The organism is Psychrobacter submarinus, assembly GCF_904846685.1.
GTDB classification, from domain to species: domain Bacteria; phylum Pseudomonadota; class Gammaproteobacteria; order Pseudomonadales; family Moraxellaceae; genus Psychrobacter; species Psychrobacter submarinus.
This window is the reverse complement of record NZ_CAJHBQ010000005.1, coordinates 148,392-166,321: the sequence shown is the minus strand read 5'-3', so window position 1 is coordinate 166,321 and position 17,930 is coordinate 148,392. Positions and strand designations below refer to the sequence as shown.

The window sequence follows — 17,930 nt, the reverse complement described above, 5'->3', positions numbered from 1 at the left end:
ATCATAAATAGAATAAGGAAAATATTTTATGTCAGAACATCATGATCATAGCCATGCGGTTGTTACTGAAGAAAATAGTAAGAAGTTAATGGTTGCCTTAGGTTTAACGACTACTTTTTTAATAGTAGAAGTTGTCGCTGCTTTTATTACCCAAAGTTTGGCTTTGTTATCTGATGCAGCTCATATGTTTACTGATGCAGCCGCTTTAGCTATTGCTCTTGCCGCTATCAAAATTGGTAAAAAAGCCGCAGATGATAAAAGAACTTTTGGCTATCAGCGATTTGAAATTTTAGCGGCTCTGTTTAATGCGGTGATGCTTTTTGTGGTAGCAATATATATTGTATATGAAGCTTATCAACGTTTTACGAATCCTGCTGAAATTCAAAGTGTTGGAATGATGATTGTCGCGGTTGGTGGTTTGGTCATAAATTTGATTTCAATGAAAATCCTTTCTGCTAGTGCTGAAGGAAGTCTAAATATAAAAGGTGCATATTTAGAAGTTCTTAGTGATGCTCTAGGATCGATAGGCGTGATTATCGGAGGAATAGTTATTTATTTTACCCAGTGGATGTGGGTTGATACCGTAATCGCTGTGTTAATTGGCTTCTGGGTCTTACCTCGAACTTGGATTTTATTAAAACAAAGTATTAATATTCTGCTTGAAGGAGTTCCTGATGAGATTGATATTGAGTCGTTAAGAAATGATTTATTGAAGCTAGAGGGCGTTGAAGGGATTCATCAGTTGAAAGTCTGGGCTATATCCTCAAGAAATATTCATTTAACTGCTCATTTGGTTGCTCCGAATAGCAATACAGATCAACTCTATCAAAAGGCCTTAGAAGTTCTAAAACATAATCATAATATTACTGAAATTACGTTACAAATAGAAAATACGAAATGTAAGGCACTGTTGCAAATAGAGATTTGAGTCGATGATGTTCCCTTTAAAAAGTACTTAGAGACCGAAAACCCTGTTGATTAGACACACTTCACCCTGAGGCTGACCATAATAAAATGACGATGCTTGTCCTTTACGTAGTGCACGCATGACTTCAATACCTTTAATTGTGGCATAAGCCGTCTTCATAGATTTGAATCCTAATGTGGCCCTGATGATCCGCTTTAACTTACCATGATCACATTCAATGACATTATTTTTATACTTAATCTGCCTGTGCTCAATATCTACTGGACATTTTCCTTCTCGCTTTAATCGTGATAAGGCATGGCCATAGGTCGCTGCTTTATCTGTATTGATGACCCGTGGAATTTGCCATTTTTTCACCGTATTGAAGATCTTTCCTAGAAAACTATAGGCTGATTTACTGTTCCGTCTAGCGGAAAGGTAAAAGTCAATCGTATGACCCCGTTGATCAACTGCACGATACAGGTAAGTCCATCGCCCCTTCACTTTGATATAAGTCTCATCCATATGCCATGAATGTAAATCTGTAGGATTACGCCAATACCAGCGTAAACGTTTTTCTATTTCAGGAGCATAACGTTGAACCCAACGGTAAATAGTCGTGTGATCAACATTCACACCCCGTTCGGCCAGCATTTCCTGCAGTTCACGATAGCTAATGCCATATTTACAATACCAGCGCACAGCCCAAAGAATGATTTCGCCCTGAAAATGCCGACCATGGAAAGGATTCATATGCTGCATCAGCTTTGGTCGCGCCAAGATAGCGCCTGATTCGTTTTCGACATAGAAGGCAGCAATTTTGTGGCCATGATCGTTGGCAAATGCTATGAGCTCGCTTTTGGCACGCTTAGCATCTTGTTCTTTGGTAGACGCTCGTAGATACGCTCTAATAAACATAAACACCTAAAATAGTCTGTTATAAGTGGTTCCATTATACCAGTCTGTTTTAAGTGGTCTGTTAATAGGTTTGAAGGGTGAAATAGGTGGTTCCCTTAGGGTATACTCATGTAGAACTGCATGTAATAACACTAATTTGGACTTTGATAATGAAAAAGGATAAACCATACATTGTTGTGGTTTAATATTGTTGTAACAACGGTAACTTTACTTATTTAATAGAAGAAAAAACAAAATCAATTAGCGATGTTTAAACTGGTATTCATTGATGGTCACTTTAATTAGATATAAAGTAAGTAAACAAAAAGTCAGTAAGGTAATTGATAACGTGTCTAAACGAACCATAAGTATGTTGGCTAAAGAACTGAGTGTAAATGTCGAAACAATTCGCTTTTATGAACGCAAAGGCTTAATTAAACAACCACCAAAGCCTATGCAGGGCTATAGACATTACCCGAAAGAAACGGTAAATAGAATACATTTTATCAAGCGTTCTCAAGAATTAGGTTTTACGCTAAATGAGATTGAAGGGTTACTTGCGTTAAACGATAGTCCATGTAGTAAAGTACAAGAATTAGCTAATAAAAAACTGATCGCAGTACAAAAAAAGATGGCTGACTTGTTGTTGTTAGAACACGCTTTGGAAGAACATTTAGGACAATGCCGTCATAATGATGGAGACCATCCCGAATTCTGTGTAACTGCCGTTTAGATTAAATGCTTGCTGATACGGTCATCAAACATAATCATAAAGCGATTTAAAGCAGACGTCCAGTTACGGATGGGCATCGACCACTTTTTAGAGGCCTGCTGGGTTGCCAGATATACTACCTTGAATGCTGCCTGATCAGAGGGAAACACCTTACGTTTATTCACCGCTGTCCGAATCACGCTGTTTAAAGACTCAATAGCATTGGTGGTATAGATGGCTTTCTCTGATGTCTTTCGGATGCTCAAAAGGAAACACCAGTTAGGCCCTCCCAGGATTATTACGCCAAGACTTGATGACATGTGGGTACTTATCGCCCCACACCTCATCAAAGTGTTCAAGATTGGCCTCTGCTATCTCAAGCGTATCAGCGCCGTAGATGGCTTTTAAATCAGCCGCTATTGCCTTTTTATCCGTCCACGGCTACAAACTTCATTTGAATAGCGCACCATGTGATACGATACAGCTGAACCTGTGCCTTTGGATAGAACGGTATTGATGGCATCAGGGAAGCCCCTTTAGACCGTCAACACAAGCGATTAAGATGTCTTGTACGCCACGGTTTTGAAGCCTTCAGTAAGAACACCTAGCCAGAACTTAGCGCCTTCATTCTCTGAGAGCCACATACTCAAGCAGCTCTTTTTTACCACTAAGATTGACGCCTAGAGCTAGGTAAATGGCTTTGTTGATGATCTGCTTGTCTTGACGTACTTTGACGACAATGCAGTCCAAATAGACGATAGGATAAACACTACTCAGCGGTCTGTTCTGCCCGAAGCGGTGATGTCGTCTAAGATATTATCGGTGACTCTTGAAACTAAGCTACTGGAGATATCGACATCGTAGAGCTCTCTTTGATGCCTCTCTACAATCTCGGTAGTGGTTTGGCCCTTTGGCGTAAAGGAATATGATTTTATCATCAAGACCTGAGATACGGGTTTGATGCTTACTAACAAGTACAGGCTCAAAAGCTGCTATCACGGTCTCTTGGGAATCAGAGATCTCAAGATCGCCTAGCTGTCGCTACGGACGGTTTTTTAGTGTGTCCATTGCGCTTATTAGGAAACTTTGTCTGCTTTTTCATGCTTGGGGTAGCCGAGATGCTCTTCCATTTCTGCTTCTAAGGCAGTATCGATAAAGGATTGCATGAGCTGCTTTTGAAAGTCTTTGATGTCATCGAAGCTTTTCATGCTGCTGGCCATTTGCTCAGCCAGTTTCTTGATGTCAGATTGGTTAGTCATTGCTTATTCTCCTGTTAGTGGATTATAAGCAGTTACACAAAGTTTGGGAAACTCTCAGTCCTTGTCCTAATCCGAGCCTTCTATCTGGGCTGATAGCCGCAGCAGCATTAGAAAAGCGAATGACGGCATCATGAATGCCTGCTTTAGCATATAACCCTTGAGCGTATTCTTTAGGGATGTTATCTAATATCTCGAACTTAGCCTTTAGACCGCAGTAGCTTTTTGCATGGACGGCGCGGGTATGGTGATTGATGTTGTTTAATTCTTTGCTTTTTTTGACATAGAGACGGATATCTTCAGTGATTATATCAATGACCTTATTATCTTCATCGCTCAAGGTGATGTATTTTGGGTCGTATTTGACAAACTTAGGTTTAAACAATTTTTTTAACATTATTAGCTCTCTTGTATTGATATTCTAGAATTCGAATTCTTAAAATATTCTATAAAAGTTTGCTAATAATTATTTATAGATAAATGAAGGGGTAATGTGTAAGTGAAGCCATATTAATTTTTTTTTAGAATTCTAGGGCGTGTTGAACATTCGACCATGGCACTGACAGCGACTATTTTTTAGGCGATTCGATGTTAAAAATAATAAGTTTAGTCATTCTAAGCGCTTATTTTTAACGATGAAGCGGCAAAAAAGAGTCCTGTCCCTGTTGTTGTCGTGAGGGCTGATGCTAAAATTGCCCCATACTGCGTTATAAATCTCGCTAAGGCATCTGCATTATCGTCGCTTTGTGCCTTGTCTGGAACAATTTTAGCGATCAGCAGTGCCTATTTGCGAATGTTCAACACGCCCTAGAATAACTCTCCAGTCTCCATCTCTTCCTCAAAGTCAAACCCTAACTGCTTACCTTTACGCTGACGCATTTGTTCAATACGCTGCTTACGCCCTACGATTAGCCTTAATACTTCACGGCGCTGTTCGGTGCTCATGCTTAGCCATAATTGACGCTCAGTACGACTGCGCAAGCAGCCAAAACAATAGCCTTTCTTATTACTGGTACAAACGCCTATACAAGGATTATCAATGTCAAACAGTTCAATCTGCTCATTCATGACCTCTCCTTGTCGCAATTTTACTTTGGTTAAAGTAGATATTTAAATAAAGCATTCGTAATCGTTCAAATTGACTATACATCAGCGTTTTTAGCACTATTAACGTTATATCACTGGTGTTATGCTCGTTATTATTCAATTTTTACAGTATAACCAATTATAAAGATGAGATTGCATATGAATATTGTGTACGTCCATGGCTTAGATAGCGATGCCAACTCTAATAAAGGCTTGTTATTAGAGCAATATTGCCAAGAGAATTATCCAAATAGCAAAGTCTATCGTCCAGATTTAAACCAGTCTCCTGAACAGGTATTTAGCTATTTAACAAAGCTAGTCGACGAGCTCAGTCAAGATGCCAAAACGGTATTGATCGGTAGCTCATTGGGAGGCTACTTTTCAACCTTAGTCAGTAATCGTACTGGCTGCGGCGCATTATTATTAAACCCTAGCACTCAGCCGCATGTCACTTTGCAGCGTTTTAATGATGATAATAGTAACGAAATACTTTATACGACTTCTGGTGGTTGGGCGATCACTAAGAACCATTTACAGTGGTTTGCTGATCATCCATTATCATCTATCGTTAACCCTAAAAAAGTGGCTGCGCTCATTAAAGAGGGTGATGAATTGCTCAATGCCAGTCTTTCAGCCAAATTCTATAGTGAACAAGGTGCTAGAGTTATTTTGCAAGAAGGCGGTGATCATCGGTTTAGTGATTTTAGGGAGCATTTACCAGAGGTTATGAGGTTAGTGCAGCAGCTATATAGTCGAACCACTATTAAAGTGTTACAGCGTTAGACTCGTTTAGCCTACTACTGTAGTACTTGCACTCGTCTGCCTTGTACCACTTTTAATATTGATTGACTATAGAGCGAGCCTAGTAGCTTAGGTGATAAGCGGTGTAAGAGGGTTCAAAAAGTAGCGTCAAGCGTTTAAACGTAAGCCCTAGAACTAGACGACATTATCTGACGTAAGCCACTGATGATTGACGTAAAGCGCACTGTTTTTGGTTATAATGGTCAGATAGAAACCGTTATATGTGAATAATAAAGGAAAGCATTTGTGAGTCAATATAATGCACAATCGTTAGAAGTTTTAGAAGGATTAGAGCCAGTACGCCGTCGCCCCGGTATGTATACTGATACCACACGCCCCAATCATTTGGCACAAGAGGTCATTGATAACTCTGTCGATGAAGCGTTAGCCGGATATGCTAAAACTATCAAAGTACAGCTTCATGAAGATGGCTCACTGTCGGTGGAAGATGATGGGCGCGGCATGCCAACCGATATTCACCCTGAGTTTGGCCAGTCGGGTATCGAGCTGATTTTGACGCGCCTGCATGCCGGTGGTAAATTCTCAACCTCTAACTATCAAGTGTCAGGCGGTCTGCATGGCGTTGGTATCTCTGTCGTCAATGCGCTATCAACTCGCGTTGAGGTTACGGTCTGGCGTGATGGTACGCAGTTCGATATGGCACTAGAGAATGGTGCACCAGTGACGCCTTTGACCGAATCGGTCAGCTCCAATAAACGTAAACGCGGTACGCGAGTGCGCTTTTGGGTCGATGGCAGTTTTTTTGACACGCCTAAGTTCAGTGTTAAGCAGCTCAAGCACAACCTAAAGGCCAAAGCAGTACTGTCAGCGGGTTTGACTATCGAATTTACTGATAATATAAATAATGAAAAAGTCGTTTGGCAGTTTACTGATGGTGTCGTTGAGTATCTCGCTGAGCAGCTCGATGGTCTTGAGACGCTACCTGATGTGCCTTTTTACTATAATCATGATGCCGCGGACGGTGAGCGCGCAGGGATTACCTTTGCGTTATCTTGGTTACCTGAAGGCGGTAATCCGGTGCAAGAGAGTTATGTCAACTTAATTCCCACGGCGCAAGGCGGCACGCACGTTAATGGACTACGTACAGGTATTTTGGAGGCACTGCGTGAGTTCTGTGACATCCACAATCTATTGCCGCGTAACGTTAAATTAACTGGCGAAGACGTTTGGGATGGCATCAACTATATCTTGTCACTCAGATTCTCTGAGCCGCAGTTTTCAGGGCAGACCAAAGAGCGTTTATCAAGCCGTGAGGCCGCAGGCGCTGTACAGGCACTGGCCAAAGATGCGTTTAGTCTTTGGCTCAATCAGCATGCCGATATAGGGGCGCAAATTGCAGAGCTGGCGATCAATAAAGCCGGTCGTCGCCTTAAGTCCGCCAAAAAAGTAGCACGTAAAAAAATTACGCAAGGTCCAGCACTGCCGGGTAAGCTTGCAGACTGCCGCGGTGATCTACGCGACGGTGCTGAGCTGTTTTTAGTAGAAGGGGATTCGGCAGGTGGTAGTGCCAAGCAGGCGCGTGATCGTCATTATCAAGCGATATTGCCGCTGCGTGGTAAAATTCTCAATACTTGGGAAGTGTCGTCCGATACCGTATTATCAAGCCAAGAGATTCACGATATTGCCATTGCCATCGGTGTCGATCCGGCTTCTGATGACCTATCTGAGCTGCGCTATGACAAGATCTGTATTTTAGCCGATGCTGACTCTGATGGTCTGCATATTGCTACCCTCATTTGTGCGTTGTTCGTCAAACACTTTCCAGCCTTAGTTGATGCCGGTCACCTGTTTGTGGCGATGCCGCCTTTGTATCGAGTTGACATTGGTAAAGAGGTGCATTACGCGCTAGATGAAGGCGAGCTTGAGCATATCTTAGCCAATGTCCCTGGCAATAAAAAAGCGCAAATCACTCGCTTCAAGGGCTTAGGCGAGATGAGCGCAGAGCAACTGCGTGAGACGACAATGAACCGCGATACTCGCCGACTGGTGCAGTTAGACATGGACGATATGATGCTGACCAATAGCATTATGGATATGCTGCTGGCCAAAAAACGTGCTGCTGACCGTAAGTCATGGCTTGAGAATAAAGGTAACTTAGCCAATATTGCGTTATAGAGTTACAAGGCTGTTAAACGATTCTTACAAAGGGATAAGCGTTAAGCGTTATCCCTTTTTTATGACCAAAATCTAGTCAAGCTATACAGATAAAGCAAAAGATAAATAATAAGTTAGTCCGCTCAGGTTAATGCTATGATGGGGTATTCTCATTGTGTAGTGCTATTATGTCCTCAAACTCAAACACCAGTCCCACTGCTAAACCTACTGCGAACAGACGCTCTAAAGTATTGCCTGAGCTTAATAAAAAAGATCTGGGCAACTTAATCCCTAAGCGCGGCGGTAAACTGACTCCTAAAATAGGTCGTATGCTAATGAAGTCGGCGGGCTGGAAGACCGTAGGCTCTATCCCTAATATCTCACAAGCGGTGGTCTTGGCTGTCCCTCATACCTCCAACATCGACGGGATATATGCGCTACCTTGCTTGTTTGCGCTGGATCTCAAAATCAGTATCATGGGCAAGCATACGCTGTTCAAAATACCAGTGCTGGCGCAGCTCATACGCTGGCTTGGTATCATACCTATTAATCGCGAAGCCAAAGGCTCAGTGCTACAAGCGAGTATCGATAAGTTTAAAAATAATAAGACTTTGTTTTTGGGTTTGGCGCCTGAAGGCACGCGCAAATATACTGACAGCTGGAAAACAGGGTTTTATTACTTGGCAGTAGGGGCGAATGTACCTATCTTGCCAGTAGCGTTAGATTATAATACTAAAGAAGTGCGCTTTTTGGAGACGGTTTACCCGACGGGTGATATCGAAGAGGATTTGCCAAAGATTTATGCGCAGTACGGCGGGGTAATGCCTTATCATCCTGAGCGACTCTCACAGCCGCTACAAGATGTCAATCGAGCCTTTAAAGGGTAATATACTAGTAAAGGGTAATAGTACTAGTAGAGGATAGTGAGTTTAGAAATTAGGCTGACCGTTCGAAGCGCTCACGCCGCCATCGACAGGCAAATTGACGCCCGTAATCATCGCCGCATCTTCGCTGGCTAAAAAGGTAATAGCAGCGGCGATATCTTCAGGAGTCACAAAGCGTCCTAGAGGGCAGCGTGCTAAAAATTTATCGACCTTTTCTTGATCTTCTCGCATGTCTTTGGTCATGCTGGTCTTAGTCGCGGTAGGGTTGACCGCATTAACGCGCACACCATCAGGGCCATGATCCATCGCTAACGTACGTGTCAAGTTGGTGACGCCTGCTTTGGCGGCGTTGTAAGCGGCCATGTTCCAATCACCGCCGATACCTGAGAGCGAGGAGACATTGACGATATTGCCTTGCGTCTTGATGAGATGCGGCATTGCAGCCTGACAGACATAAAAAGTACCATTTAAATTGACATCAATAGCTGCGCGCCAATCCTCACCAGATAAGTCCGTTATTTTGCCTTCCATACCTTTGCCCGCATTATTGACGACGATATCGAGCTTCTCAAACCTCTCAATCACTCGTTTTACCATTTCTTGTACTTGGCTTTGTACGCTAATATCACAGGTGATGGTCATGTAGTTGTCGGTATGAATCCAGGTTTTGTCATGTGGAAACTGTTTTGCGGTCTCCTCTAAAGTCTCAGAGGTGCGTCCCACTAGTACCACAGTCGCGCCTTCATTAGCGAAACGCAGAGCAGTGGCGCGTCCCATACCTGAGCCGGCTCCAGTGACGATGACGGTTTTTTCTTTGAAACGTTTCATAATATCTAATCCCTGTTATGATATAAATTTTAGATAAGTTTTTAGTAGTGATTTCGAGTATGGATAGTGATAAATCTACCATAGCCTTATCGACTTGTCATAACAAGCCATGGTTATAAAAAGATACCAAATCATCTTCTTTGCTAGGTTTGATTTTACGATAACCCGCTCGAAGTAAATCGATTGATAAACCACTTGATTGCCAATAGCACTAGAAAAAAAGGCCTTTGCTTTGACACCACCGAACCCTACATCTGAGCCGCATAATCAGTCAACACAGTGGCTAGAGAGCTACCTGCAAGCCCCCAAATCGCCAGACGATAAACAAAATATCCATGATGAGAAGTCCACAATGCAGCAGCTCTATCAGCTACCTTTAGGGCAACTTAGAGTGCTGAGAGTAACGGCAGCACCTTCTGTAAGCGATACTAAGACTACTATAAGTGCTACGCGCTCAGCGGCTATAAAGTTTGGCTTAAGATGGAAAAAGGCGTTATTGAAACAAGATGAAGCTCAGCAAATAGCCAGCGCTTATGTACTGATAGTAGAGATCAAACCTACTGTCAATAGCGACACTTCGATCGACCATCAGCACCGTAGTCATAATCATAATCATAATCATAATGCATCGTCTATGAGTATGAGCTTTGCTACAAAGGAGGTTATAGAGCAGCAAAGCGCGGATGCTAAAGCATCTGGAGTAGTGCTACAGGTCTTTGGCCGGCAAGACTGGCTGCAAATCTTAGCCACTCTGCAGACGCCAAATGAGCTGTGGCGACTATTGGACTATCATAAAGCCGCACTGCAAAAAGCTTTTGTAAATGCTGAGCCAAGCTTTGCATCTGAGCAGACTTTGCTTAGCCAGTTTATGGCTAGTCCAGCTATCTACACACAAGCGCTTACTATCGATAATGCTTTAATAAAGTATGGTATTCAGGATGAGCCGAATAGTAGGTTAGTGGCTATGAGTCTGGCGCAAAGAAACAAAGCAGCGACTACCAAGCGCTTTTATGAGCAGATGAGGCAAGCGTCCATCTTATGGTATCAGCTCAGCGCGCAGATGCTCTCAGAGTCGTCATCAGCTGGGCAGTTGCCATTTTGGCAACGCCAGTTGTTAGCAGAGTCATTGTTTTCGCGCTATGAGCTGATCCGCACCCTCTATCAGCATCCAAGTCGCAGCATGGAACAGCAGCAGACCGGTTATGTGGTACATCAGCACTCTTATGAGAATTTAGGCCAGCATTATGTGCTGATATTTTATGGTCAACAATCAGGCGGTAAACAAAGCCGCGAAGCTCTCGCGCCCAATTTGGCTACAATAGCTAAAGATGTCTCGACACGGCTGCCTATCGCCGAGCTACACCATGTTATTGTGCTAGGTATAGAGTTTATAGTAGAGGCGGCAGATACCTTTATTGATATTGACCTGTTTATTCAGCCAGTCACCGCAATGAGTGAAAAAGAGCGGCAACTGACTCGGCAGCTACAACGGCTCCATAACCAGCAGCAGCGTACTCAAAAAAGCGATGCGACAGACGATAAGTCCGATGTCGATAAAAGCAAAAAACCGCTACCTACTATGCATCTTAGTCTCAATATTCCCGCTAGCAAAAAGCAGTCATAGCGCCAAAAAGCTTAGCAGCTATACCTGCCTTTTATCTCCACGCATAAAAAAAGACAGCCTAAGCTGTCTTTTGTTTTATCGTTATCAATACATGTCTAGCAAAGCTTACTTATTGGTATCGTCAGCAAGACCGCTACCCGGTAAGATTTCATTATCATTACCAGTGTTCAGATCAGAGTCCGTATCTCCTCTAGCAGGCACGATATTGACAGTGTCAGTATCAAGATTGCTAGTATCTACGGTATCTGTACGCAAGTCTTCTGTTGCAACGCTTGGCGCAGCTGGTGTGCTTGTAGCAGTAGGCGTGTTATCGCGAACCGACTCTTGAACCTTTTCTTGCGTTGATTTGCTTGGCTCTACAGCTGATTTAGCTTTGGCTTCGTCACGCTCTTTGTCCATTTTGTCTTGCATCTTACGTAACAAACGAGCGGCTGCTTCTTGACCACCAAGACCGAATGATAGAGCAAAGGCTACGGCTACCGCGCCTAAAGTCAGACCAAAGGCTAGGTTAACAATAGAGTCAGCAATACCCATTGCTTTTAGGCCCATAGCGAGTACTAAGCCCATGATCAATACACGTACGATATTGGCTAAGAACTGTGAACCTTGTTCTGAGCGCTCAACCACACCAGCGATGATGTTAGCAAGCCAAAAGCCGATGAATAGAATAATCGCGCCTAGGATGATGTTGGCACCAAAAGCGATAAACATCGTGATAATCGCTGAGATAGGCTCAAAACCTAATAGGTCAGCGGCTGCAACTGCAGCAAATAGCATCGCAAAGAAAACGATAGCATAGCCTACGACATCAGAGACTCTCTTCTCACCCATCATCTCTTGTAGACCGACTTTAGCAGGTAAGCGGTTGACTTCTGTGTTCTCAAGCAAGCCTTTGATGATGTTTGCAACCATACGTACGACATAGTAAGTCACAATCAAGATAGCAGCGGCCATAAAGATATTAGGCAGAGCTTCCATGATTTTATTGAGCATATTAGTCGCAGGACGAGCGATAACTTCGATTTTTAGTGCGTTTAAAGCGGCGATAATCGTTGGGATAATCACTACTAAAAAGGCTAAAGACCCTGCAATATTAGGCAAGCTGTTCTCTTCGCTAAGACCGGCTTTAGAAGCAAGCTCTTGAACGTTAAAAGTAGATACAAGGTTAGTTACGATGCCGCGTACCACTTTGGCAATGATATAACCAACAACAAAGACTACACCTGCAATAATGATGTTCGGAAGGAAGCTAAAGATTTTGTCGACCATATTGGTTAAAGGCGCAAATAAACCATCAAGCTCTAATTGACCTAGTACTATAGTTAGGACAATAAGTAAGATGAACCAATAAACCATATCAGCAATGGTGCTGCTCATAGGTTTAACGCCTGCTTGCGCGCTCAAACGCTCATCCATTGTCGTCTTGGATAGTGCAGTATTAAGCGCTGTACGGGCCACAGTAGCCACAACCCAACCAATAATACCAATAGCAATGGCGGCAATAAGATTAGGAATAAAGGACAACACTTGGCCCACCATATTGGCAAATGGCACTGAGATAGAGTTTAAGTTAAGTGTGTTTAGAGCCGCTGAAATAGCGATGATAAAGATAAACCAAAAAACGATTTTGGATATAATACCTTCCAAGTCATACGATTTACCTGTAGAAGTGTCCATACGTTGATTCAAATTTACTTTGGCCAATACATTGCGCACTAAAGCTGCTATGCCTAAAGCCACTAACCAGCCAATAATAAAAATCAAGATAGCCCCAATGATAGAGCCAATCGGCCCACCAAGATAACCATTAAAAGATGTAAACATTGGATTCATCTTATCCTCCTTTAATAATCATGCCTTGATAATGAATAAATTGTGCACATTCACTAAAAGATGACATCATTATTTATAAATAGTATTTTAATAAAATTATTTAATTATAAAGCTGCAATATAGAGCAGATGATTATGAGAATGGCAGTCCATTGCACAATAAAAGCTCTGTTATTAAGCGTTAACCTTAAACTGCTATTGTAACTGATAATTTCTATACCAACTGACAACCTGATAGAAGGTCCTTAGAAGAGATAAACAGAGAGGAGCTAAACCATCTAAGCTATTTTGGTAATCTAATGATTGATATAGAAAATAGGACTCTTCGTTACATATTCTTTAATCTGGTTAAGCTTAGCTGATATGATGTTTGGTTTAAAGACATAATGCTTTACTTAACGCTATAGTTGTGTGATAACTTGTTATCATGATTAGAATTGTTAACAAAAAATGTACACCTGTAGATTAAATATTATCTTAAAGCTGATAGCAGACGTAGTTACGAAAACCAAGATTTGTTATGATGACGAACCAATAACTTATTATCACCTCCTTAACCTTGAGAGTATTTTATGAAAAAAATCACTACCTTTACGATGGGTACGCTAGCTGGCGCCATGCTACTAGTAACGGGCTGTAGTACCAATAACGGCAATCAAGATACGTCAGCTGCAAGCGTAGCTGTGACTGAGCAAAGCTCACAAACCCAAAAAGTGGGCTATAGCTTGGGCTATATGATGGCAGAAGGTAATAAAGAGGCGGTTGCAGATCTTGACTTAGATACCTTTGAGCTAGGTTTCCGTGACGGTTACCAAGGTAAAGACTCTGCTTTGACCGAGGAGCAGATGCAGCAAGTATTGATGGATTACCAAAAAGAGCAAGAAGAGAAGTTCGTCAATGATATGCAAGAAAAAGCCGCTGAGAACACTGCAATAGGCGAAGCGTTTCTAGCCGAAAATGCAACCAAAGAAGGCGTGAAAACGACTGATTCAGGTCTGCAATATAAAGTGCTGACTGCAGGTACAGGCGAATCACCAGAAGCGACTGATATTGTCGAAGTCAACTACGAAGGTAAGCTGATTGATGGTACGGTGTTTGATAGCTCATATGAGCGCGGCGAGCCTATCGAGTTTCCGTTGAATCAAGTTATCGCTGGCTGGACCGAAGGCCTACAGCTAATGAAAGAAGGCGGTAAGTATGAGTTTTATATTCCAGCTGAATTAGCTTATGGCGAAGCGGGTAATCAGGGCATTGAACCTAATAGTACTTTGATCTTTACTGTTGAGCTACTATCAGTAAAATAATCAGCTCTGTGACTGGTTTTATGGCTAATAAATTTTAGTCTTAATCATCGTAGCAGAAATAATGGTAATAAAAAAAGCTCTCATTATTATGAGAGCTTTTTTATGTCGCCAAAATATTATTTACAACTTTATTTATAATATCTTTTGGAAGACTTTGGAGTTGCGGCCGTTATTGTACTGCTCACGGCGCGCCTCAGGAAGATCACTACTGTCGACCTCAGCGAAGCCTTGCTCAACGAACCAATGCGCGGTACGCGTTGTTAAGACAAATAACTTATGCACTCCGTGGCTGCGCGCCTGCTGCTCTAAAAACGCTAATAAATCCGCACCGCGGCTACCGCTACGATAATCAGGGTGGATAGCGACACAGGCAACTTCCGCTGAGCTCTCATCTATAGGATTCAGGGCGGCACAACCTAAAATCATCCCATCACGCTCGATGACACTATAGTTGTCAATCTCTTGTTCGATACGTTCGCGTGAGCGGGCCACTAAGATGCCTTGTTCTTCAAGCGGCGTTAATAGCTCGATCAAACCGACCACATCATCGATATTGGCTCGGCGAATCTCTTCGTAAGGGTCATGGCTGATTAGCGTGCCTGAACCATCGCGTGTAAACAGCTCTTCTAGCAGCGCGCCGTCTTTGGCATAAGAGATAATATGAGTGCGATGCACGCCTTGACGGCAAGCATCGCTAGCACAGTGGAGGAAATAATTGATCTCATGGTTGATATTGCGCTCACGTAAAAAGCGATCGACTTCGTTTGGAATCATCTCATGTAGCGGACGACCATTATCCTCAATATCCGCCTCTTCCCCTAAGAAGATCAGCTTATCAGCATTCAGAGCGACAGCAGCGCTAAGCGCCACGTCTTCTGCCAACAGATTAAAGACTTCACCAGTAGCAGAGTAGCCCATAGAGCCCAAAATGACGATGTGATTGTGCAGTAAGTTGTTCTTGATCGCATCGACATCTATCGAGCGCACCTCTCCGGTCATTTGATAGTCGACGCCATCGCGGATACCATAAGGGCGCGCGGTGACAAAATTACCAGAAACAGCATCGATGCGCGAGCCATACATGGGCGAGTTGGCAAGACCCATTGACAGCTGTGCTTCAATCTGCAGACGTATCGCGCCTACTGCTTGCAGAATACTGGGCATCGCTTCTCGCGGCGTTAAACGGATATCTTTATGCAGTGGCGAGGTGATATTGACTTCTTTTAGGTTGGTTTCAATTTGCGGACGCGCTCCATGCACTAAGACAAGCTTGATACCTAAGCTATGCAATAAAGCAAAGTCATGAATCAGCGTACTAAAATTTGGGTGCTTCACCGCCTCGCCGCCAAACATAATCACGAACGTCTTGCCGCGATGCGTATTGATGTAAGGCGCAGAGTTACGAAACCAATGGACATATTCAGGGTTAATCTGTGGCATGGCGCTAGTAGTCATAATAGAAACAGTAATAGTAGGATAAATAGGAAGGTTAGAGATTTACCATAGCAAAAAACCAAGTTATGAGCTATCTTTTTATTTAACGACTCTTGGCTCTTTATAGATAGTTATCGATATACATAACCTAAACACGGGGCTGATGTAGCTAGAATCGCTTTTTGCTATGCTAAGCGTTATTGTTTGCCCATCTACTGTTTTTGCTATCTCAACTAGGAAAGATAATCATTATGAAAAAAAGCAACCATTTTGCCAACCCATTTGCTGCTTGGGGCGGTCACCGTTTATTTCATGTTGTCGCAGGCACACTCGTCGGAGCAATGGTCGTCACCCAAGCTTCAGCTATGCTGCCCACTCCGGAGCCGGCACTTGATAACAGCTCAGCTGCTTTGCAAACAGCAGCTCTCAATGCTAACAACCCCTCTAATACCAACTCCAACGCACAAGCAGTGAATACCAAGATTACCGCCTCGCTTGTTGGTGTCGATGCCAATGGCAATGAAACGTTAGTGCCAGTCACTGCTGAGACACGCCTACAATCGGGAAATATCTTAGAGTATCAAGGCTACTTTACCAATACCAATGCTGATCGAGTGCGCAAAATGACAGTCACGATGAGCATTCCTGAGCAAGTAGAGCTGCTAGGCGGAGTGATGCCAGACTTCCCTTATGGTAGCGTCGATGGCAACTCTTTTTCGCGTATGCCATTACGAGGTAATGTCAACGGCCAAAACCAAGAGATTCCTTTAGGGTATTATAAAGCGGTGCGCTGGGATATCGAAGGCGTGGGCCTAAACGATACGGTAATGGTGCAATACCGCGCCAAAGTAAAATAGTAATAGCGTAAAAGAGTTAATAGTATAACAAGAGTTAATAGTATAACGAGGCACTGCCATTGAGATTGGCGGTGCTTTTTTATGATCTATTCATATTTTATGAACCATTTATAGTCAATCAGTAAGATACTTCAACGACTAAACTTGGACTACATTTAACAATCAACTTCAGGCATTGACGTTCGTTATCGAGCGCCGCCAAAGGGTTTACTGAAGCTTTGTATATTTGCTAGACGTTTTAGCGTTAATTAATCGTTTGATAGCGGATATTTGCTCATTAGCAGCCCGCTCACCAGCACTGATAAGGGTCTGGCGTTGACTACTATCTAATGAGCTTAAGTGACCAACGTCTGGAATAATAACGATGTCGGCACGATCGCGCTCAAGGCGCATCTGAGTGCTACGGTTATTGCTTAAGCCGTTTGCACTAGCACTGGCATTCGCGATAATGCTGTTCTCTAACAACCCCCAAAAGCTACTCAGTGAACGGAGCTGAGATAAGTTAATCTGATAGCTATTGGCGCTGGTATTTTTGGTGCTTGGGGCAGTGACATCGACCGCGATCACGATATCTGCTCCTAAATCGCGAGCGCTATCAACAGGGACTAAGCTGACGACACCGCCATCGATGTATTTTTTGCCGACCTTTGCGGGAATACGCGGCGCAATAAAGATATTGGGCACGCTGCTAGAGGCTTGCACTGCAAGTCCGGTGTCACCAGTAGTTAATACCGCCTTTTTTAGACTATGCTTTTCGGCTACAACTGCGGCAAATGCAATGGGCAAGTCTTCTATCGGTCGCTGCCTGACATGTGTATTGATAAAGTTTTTGAGCTTATTACCTGCTACAAAACCTTGATTGGACAGGGTAAAGTCCATCAGCTCGCTATCGGTGGTCGTTAGTGCTAATTGCTCAAGCCTAGCAGGGGTATAGCCGCTGGCGTAAATACTACCGATAATACTACCCGCGCTAGTACCGACGACTAAGCTTGGCTTGATGCCATTTTTCTCCAGCGCCTTGATAACCCCAACATGGGCAAATCCTTTGGTACCGCCGCCACCTAATACTAAGGCCACACTAGGGGCAGCAAGTGTAGGCGGCTCTGAATGGGCTGCGGACGTAAGGCTATTGCAGGCGCTAGCCAGTAAGCTTATAGTAGTGAGTAAGCTTACTTTTATGAATAAAGTGAGTGAGCGCTGAAAGCGATAAGTTTTTATGTTATTGAGCATAACCATCTCAAGAGTAGCAGTACTCAATAGCTTAGCATAATAAAGCGGCTTGTCAGTGATAATACAAGCGTGTATTGAGCTATCAGTAGTGCCTGCTTATGAATGCTGGACACGCGCTAAAATACAGGGCCTATGACTCTACAGACAGTGAGTCAAAACTGAA

Annotated in this window: 15 protein-coding genes and 1 pseudogene; 8 read left to right on the top strand and 8 right to left on the bottom strand. The window is 43.1% G+C overall.

What is annotated here, in order from left to right:
• The first annotated feature begins 28 nt into the window (after positions 1 to 28).
• Complete coding sequence (locus JMY03_RS12905; RefSeq protein WP_102078870.1) at positions 29 to 928, top strand: cation diffusion facilitator family transporter; 900 nt, start codon at positions 29 to 31, stop codon at positions 926 to 928.
• 27 nt (positions 929 to 955) lie between these two features.
• Here JMY03_RS12905 and JMY03_RS12900 read toward each other — a convergent pair whose 3' ends face one another.
• On the bottom strand, positions 956 to 1,825 hold the full coding sequence (locus JMY03_RS12900; RefSeq protein ID WP_201604224.1) for an IS6 family transposase: 870 nt from the start codon (positions 1,823 to 1,825) through the stop codon (positions 956 to 958).
• 328 nt (positions 1,826 to 2,153) lie between these two features.
• Here JMY03_RS12900 and merR point away from each other — a divergent pair, with 328 nt between their 5' ends.
• Positions 2,154 to 2,537 carry an Hg(II)-responsive transcriptional regulator gene (gene merR / locus JMY03_RS12895; RefSeq protein WP_265089651.1) on the top strand — a complete coding sequence of 128 codons (384 nt, stop codon included), beginning with the start codon at positions 2,154 to 2,156 and terminating at the stop codon, positions 2,535 to 2,537.
• Here the strand turns inward: merR and JMY03_RS13485 are convergent.
• The 3 genes and pseudogenes from JMY03_RS13485 to JMY03_RS12880 all read right to left on the bottom strand — a co-directional run bounded on the left by JMY03_RS13485 (position 2,534) and on the right by JMY03_RS12880 (position 4,840).
• Positions 2,534 to 3,775: pseudogene (locus JMY03_RS13485) on the bottom strand (IS256 family transposase). The gene merR and the pseudogene JMY03_RS13485 overlap by 4 nt on opposite strands.
• 22 nt (positions 3,776 to 3,797) lie before the next feature.
• The gene (locus tag JMY03_RS12885; protein WP_201604220.1) at positions 3,798 to 4,169 is read right to left on the bottom strand and encodes a hypothetical protein; all 372 of its coding nucleotides are present in this window, start codon (positions 4,167 to 4,169) and stop codon (positions 3,798 to 3,800) included.
• Between the two features lie 410 nt (positions 4,170 to 4,579).
• Complete coding sequence (locus tag JMY03_RS12880; RefSeq protein ID WP_201604218.1) at positions 4,580 to 4,840, bottom strand: DUF1289 domain-containing protein; 261 nt, start codon at positions 4,838 to 4,840, stop codon at positions 4,580 to 4,582.
• A gap of 177 nt (positions 4,841 to 5,017) precedes the next feature.
• On the opposite strand from JMY03_RS12880, the gene JMY03_RS12875 reads away from it, so the two are divergent.
• From JMY03_RS12875 to JMY03_RS12865, 3 genes are all read left to right on the top strand, one after another.
• Entirely contained in the window at positions 5,018 to 5,641 is a 624-nt protein-coding gene (locus tag JMY03_RS12875) for a YqiA/YcfP family alpha/beta fold hydrolase (protein WP_201604216.1), read from the top strand.
• A 264-nt stretch (positions 5,642 to 5,905) separates the two neighbouring features.
• Entirely contained in the window at positions 5,906 to 7,795 is a 1,890-nt protein-coding gene (gene parE / locus JMY03_RS12870) for a DNA topoisomerase IV subunit B (protein WP_201604214.1), read from the top strand.
• 167 nt (positions 7,796 to 7,962) lie between these two features.
• A complete protein-coding gene (locus JMY03_RS12865) occupies positions 7,963 to 8,661 on the top strand; it encodes a lysophospholipid acyltransferase family protein (protein ID WP_201604212.1) in 699 nt (232 codons plus the stop codon).
• Between the two features lie 42 nt (positions 8,662 to 8,703).
• On the opposite strand, the gene JMY03_RS12860 is transcribed toward JMY03_RS12865, so the two are convergent.
• Positions 8,704 to 9,486 carry an SDR family NAD(P)-dependent oxidoreductase gene (locus tag JMY03_RS12860; protein WP_025646818.1) on the bottom strand — a complete coding sequence of 261 codons (783 nt, stop codon included), beginning with the start codon at positions 9,484 to 9,486 and terminating at the stop codon, positions 8,704 to 8,706.
• A gap of 232 nt (positions 9,487 to 9,718) precedes the next feature.
• Here JMY03_RS12860 and JMY03_RS12855 point away from each other — a divergent pair, with 232 nt between their 5' ends.
• Positions 9,719 to 11,110 carry a hypothetical protein gene (locus JMY03_RS12855; protein ID WP_201604210.1) on the top strand — a complete coding sequence of 464 codons (1,392 nt, stop codon included), beginning with the start codon at positions 9,719 to 9,721 and terminating at the stop codon, positions 11,108 to 11,110.
• 105 nt (positions 11,111 to 11,215) lie between these two features.
• Here JMY03_RS12855 and JMY03_RS12850 read toward each other — a convergent pair whose 3' ends face one another.
• Positions 11,216 to 12,943 carry a mechanosensitive ion channel gene (locus JMY03_RS12850; protein WP_201604208.1) on the bottom strand — a complete coding sequence of 576 codons (1,728 nt, stop codon included), beginning with the start codon at positions 12,941 to 12,943 and terminating at the stop codon, positions 11,216 to 11,218.
• Positions 12,944 to 13,514: 571 nt separating this feature from the next.
• Here JMY03_RS12850 and JMY03_RS12845 point away from each other — a divergent pair.
• On the top strand, positions 13,515 to 14,246 hold the full coding sequence (locus tag JMY03_RS12845; protein ID WP_201604206.1) for an FKBP-type peptidyl-prolyl cis-trans isomerase: 732 nt from the start codon (positions 13,515 to 13,517) through the stop codon (positions 14,244 to 14,246).
• 132 nt (positions 14,247 to 14,378) lie between these two features.
• On the opposite strand, the gene argA is transcribed toward JMY03_RS12845, so the two are convergent.
• Positions 14,379 to 15,701 carry an amino-acid N-acetyltransferase gene (gene argA, locus JMY03_RS12840; protein ID WP_201604204.1) on the bottom strand — a complete coding sequence of 441 codons (1,323 nt, stop codon included), beginning with the start codon at positions 15,699 to 15,701 and terminating at the stop codon, positions 14,379 to 14,381.
• 230 nt (positions 15,702 to 15,931) lie between these two features.
• On the opposite strand from argA, the gene JMY03_RS12835 reads away from it, so the two are divergent.
• Positions 15,932 to 16,537 carry a hypothetical protein gene (locus JMY03_RS12835; protein WP_025646813.1) on the top strand — a complete coding sequence of 202 codons (606 nt, stop codon included), beginning with the start codon at positions 15,932 to 15,934 and terminating at the stop codon, positions 16,535 to 16,537.
• Between the two features lie 207 nt (positions 16,538 to 16,744).
• Here JMY03_RS12835 and JMY03_RS12830 read toward each other — a convergent pair whose 3' ends face one another.
• The gene (locus JMY03_RS12830; RefSeq protein WP_227675630.1) at positions 16,745 to 17,794 is read right to left on the bottom strand and encodes a patatin-like phospholipase family protein; all 1,050 of its coding nucleotides are present in this window, start codon (positions 17,792 to 17,794) and stop codon (positions 16,745 to 16,747) included.
• Positions 17,795 to 17,930 lie beyond the last annotated feature (136 nt).

Excerpts from the sequence above, each read along its gene's own strand:
- JMY03_RS12885 (WP_201604220.1), bottom strand. The coding sequence starts at position 4,169 with ATGTTAAAAAAATTGTTTAAACCTAAGTTTGTCAAATACGACCCAAAA.
- JMY03_RS12900 (WP_201604224.1), bottom strand. The coding sequence starts at position 1,825 with ATGTTTATTAGAGCGTATCTACGAGCGTCTACCAAAGAACAAGATGCT.
- JMY03_RS12865 (WP_201604212.1), top strand. The coding sequence starts at position 7,963 with ATGTCCTCAAACTCAAACACCAGTCCCACTGCTAAACCTACTGCGAAC.
- JMY03_RS12860 (WP_025646818.1), bottom strand. The coding sequence starts at position 9,486 with ATGAAACGTTTCAAAGAAAAAACCGTCATCGTCACTGGAGCCGGCTCA.
- JMY03_RS12845 (WP_201604206.1), top strand. The coding sequence starts at position 13,515 with ATGAAAAAAATCACTACCTTTACGATGGGTACGCTAGCTGGCGCCATG.
- argA (WP_201604204.1), bottom strand. The coding sequence starts at position 15,701 with ATGACTACTAGCGCCATGCCACAGATTAACCCTGAATATGTCCATTGG.
- JMY03_RS12875 (WP_201604216.1), top strand. The coding sequence starts at position 5,018 with ATGAATATTGTGTACGTCCATGGCTTAGATAGCGATGCCAACTCTAAT.
- JMY03_RS12880 (WP_201604218.1), bottom strand. The coding sequence starts at position 4,840 with ATGAATGAGCAGATTGAACTGTTTGACATTGATAATCCTTGTATAGGC.
- JMY03_RS12835 (WP_025646813.1), top strand. The coding sequence starts at position 15,932 with ATGAAAAAAAGCAACCATTTTGCCAACCCATTTGCTGCTTGGGGCGGT.
- JMY03_RS12905 (WP_102078870.1), top strand. The coding sequence starts at position 29 with ATGTCAGAACATCATGATCATAGCCATGCGGTTGTTACTGAAGAAAAT.
- JMY03_RS12850 (WP_201604208.1), bottom strand. The coding sequence starts at position 12,943 with ATGAATCCAATGTTTACATCTTTTAATGGTTATCTTGGTGGGCCGATT.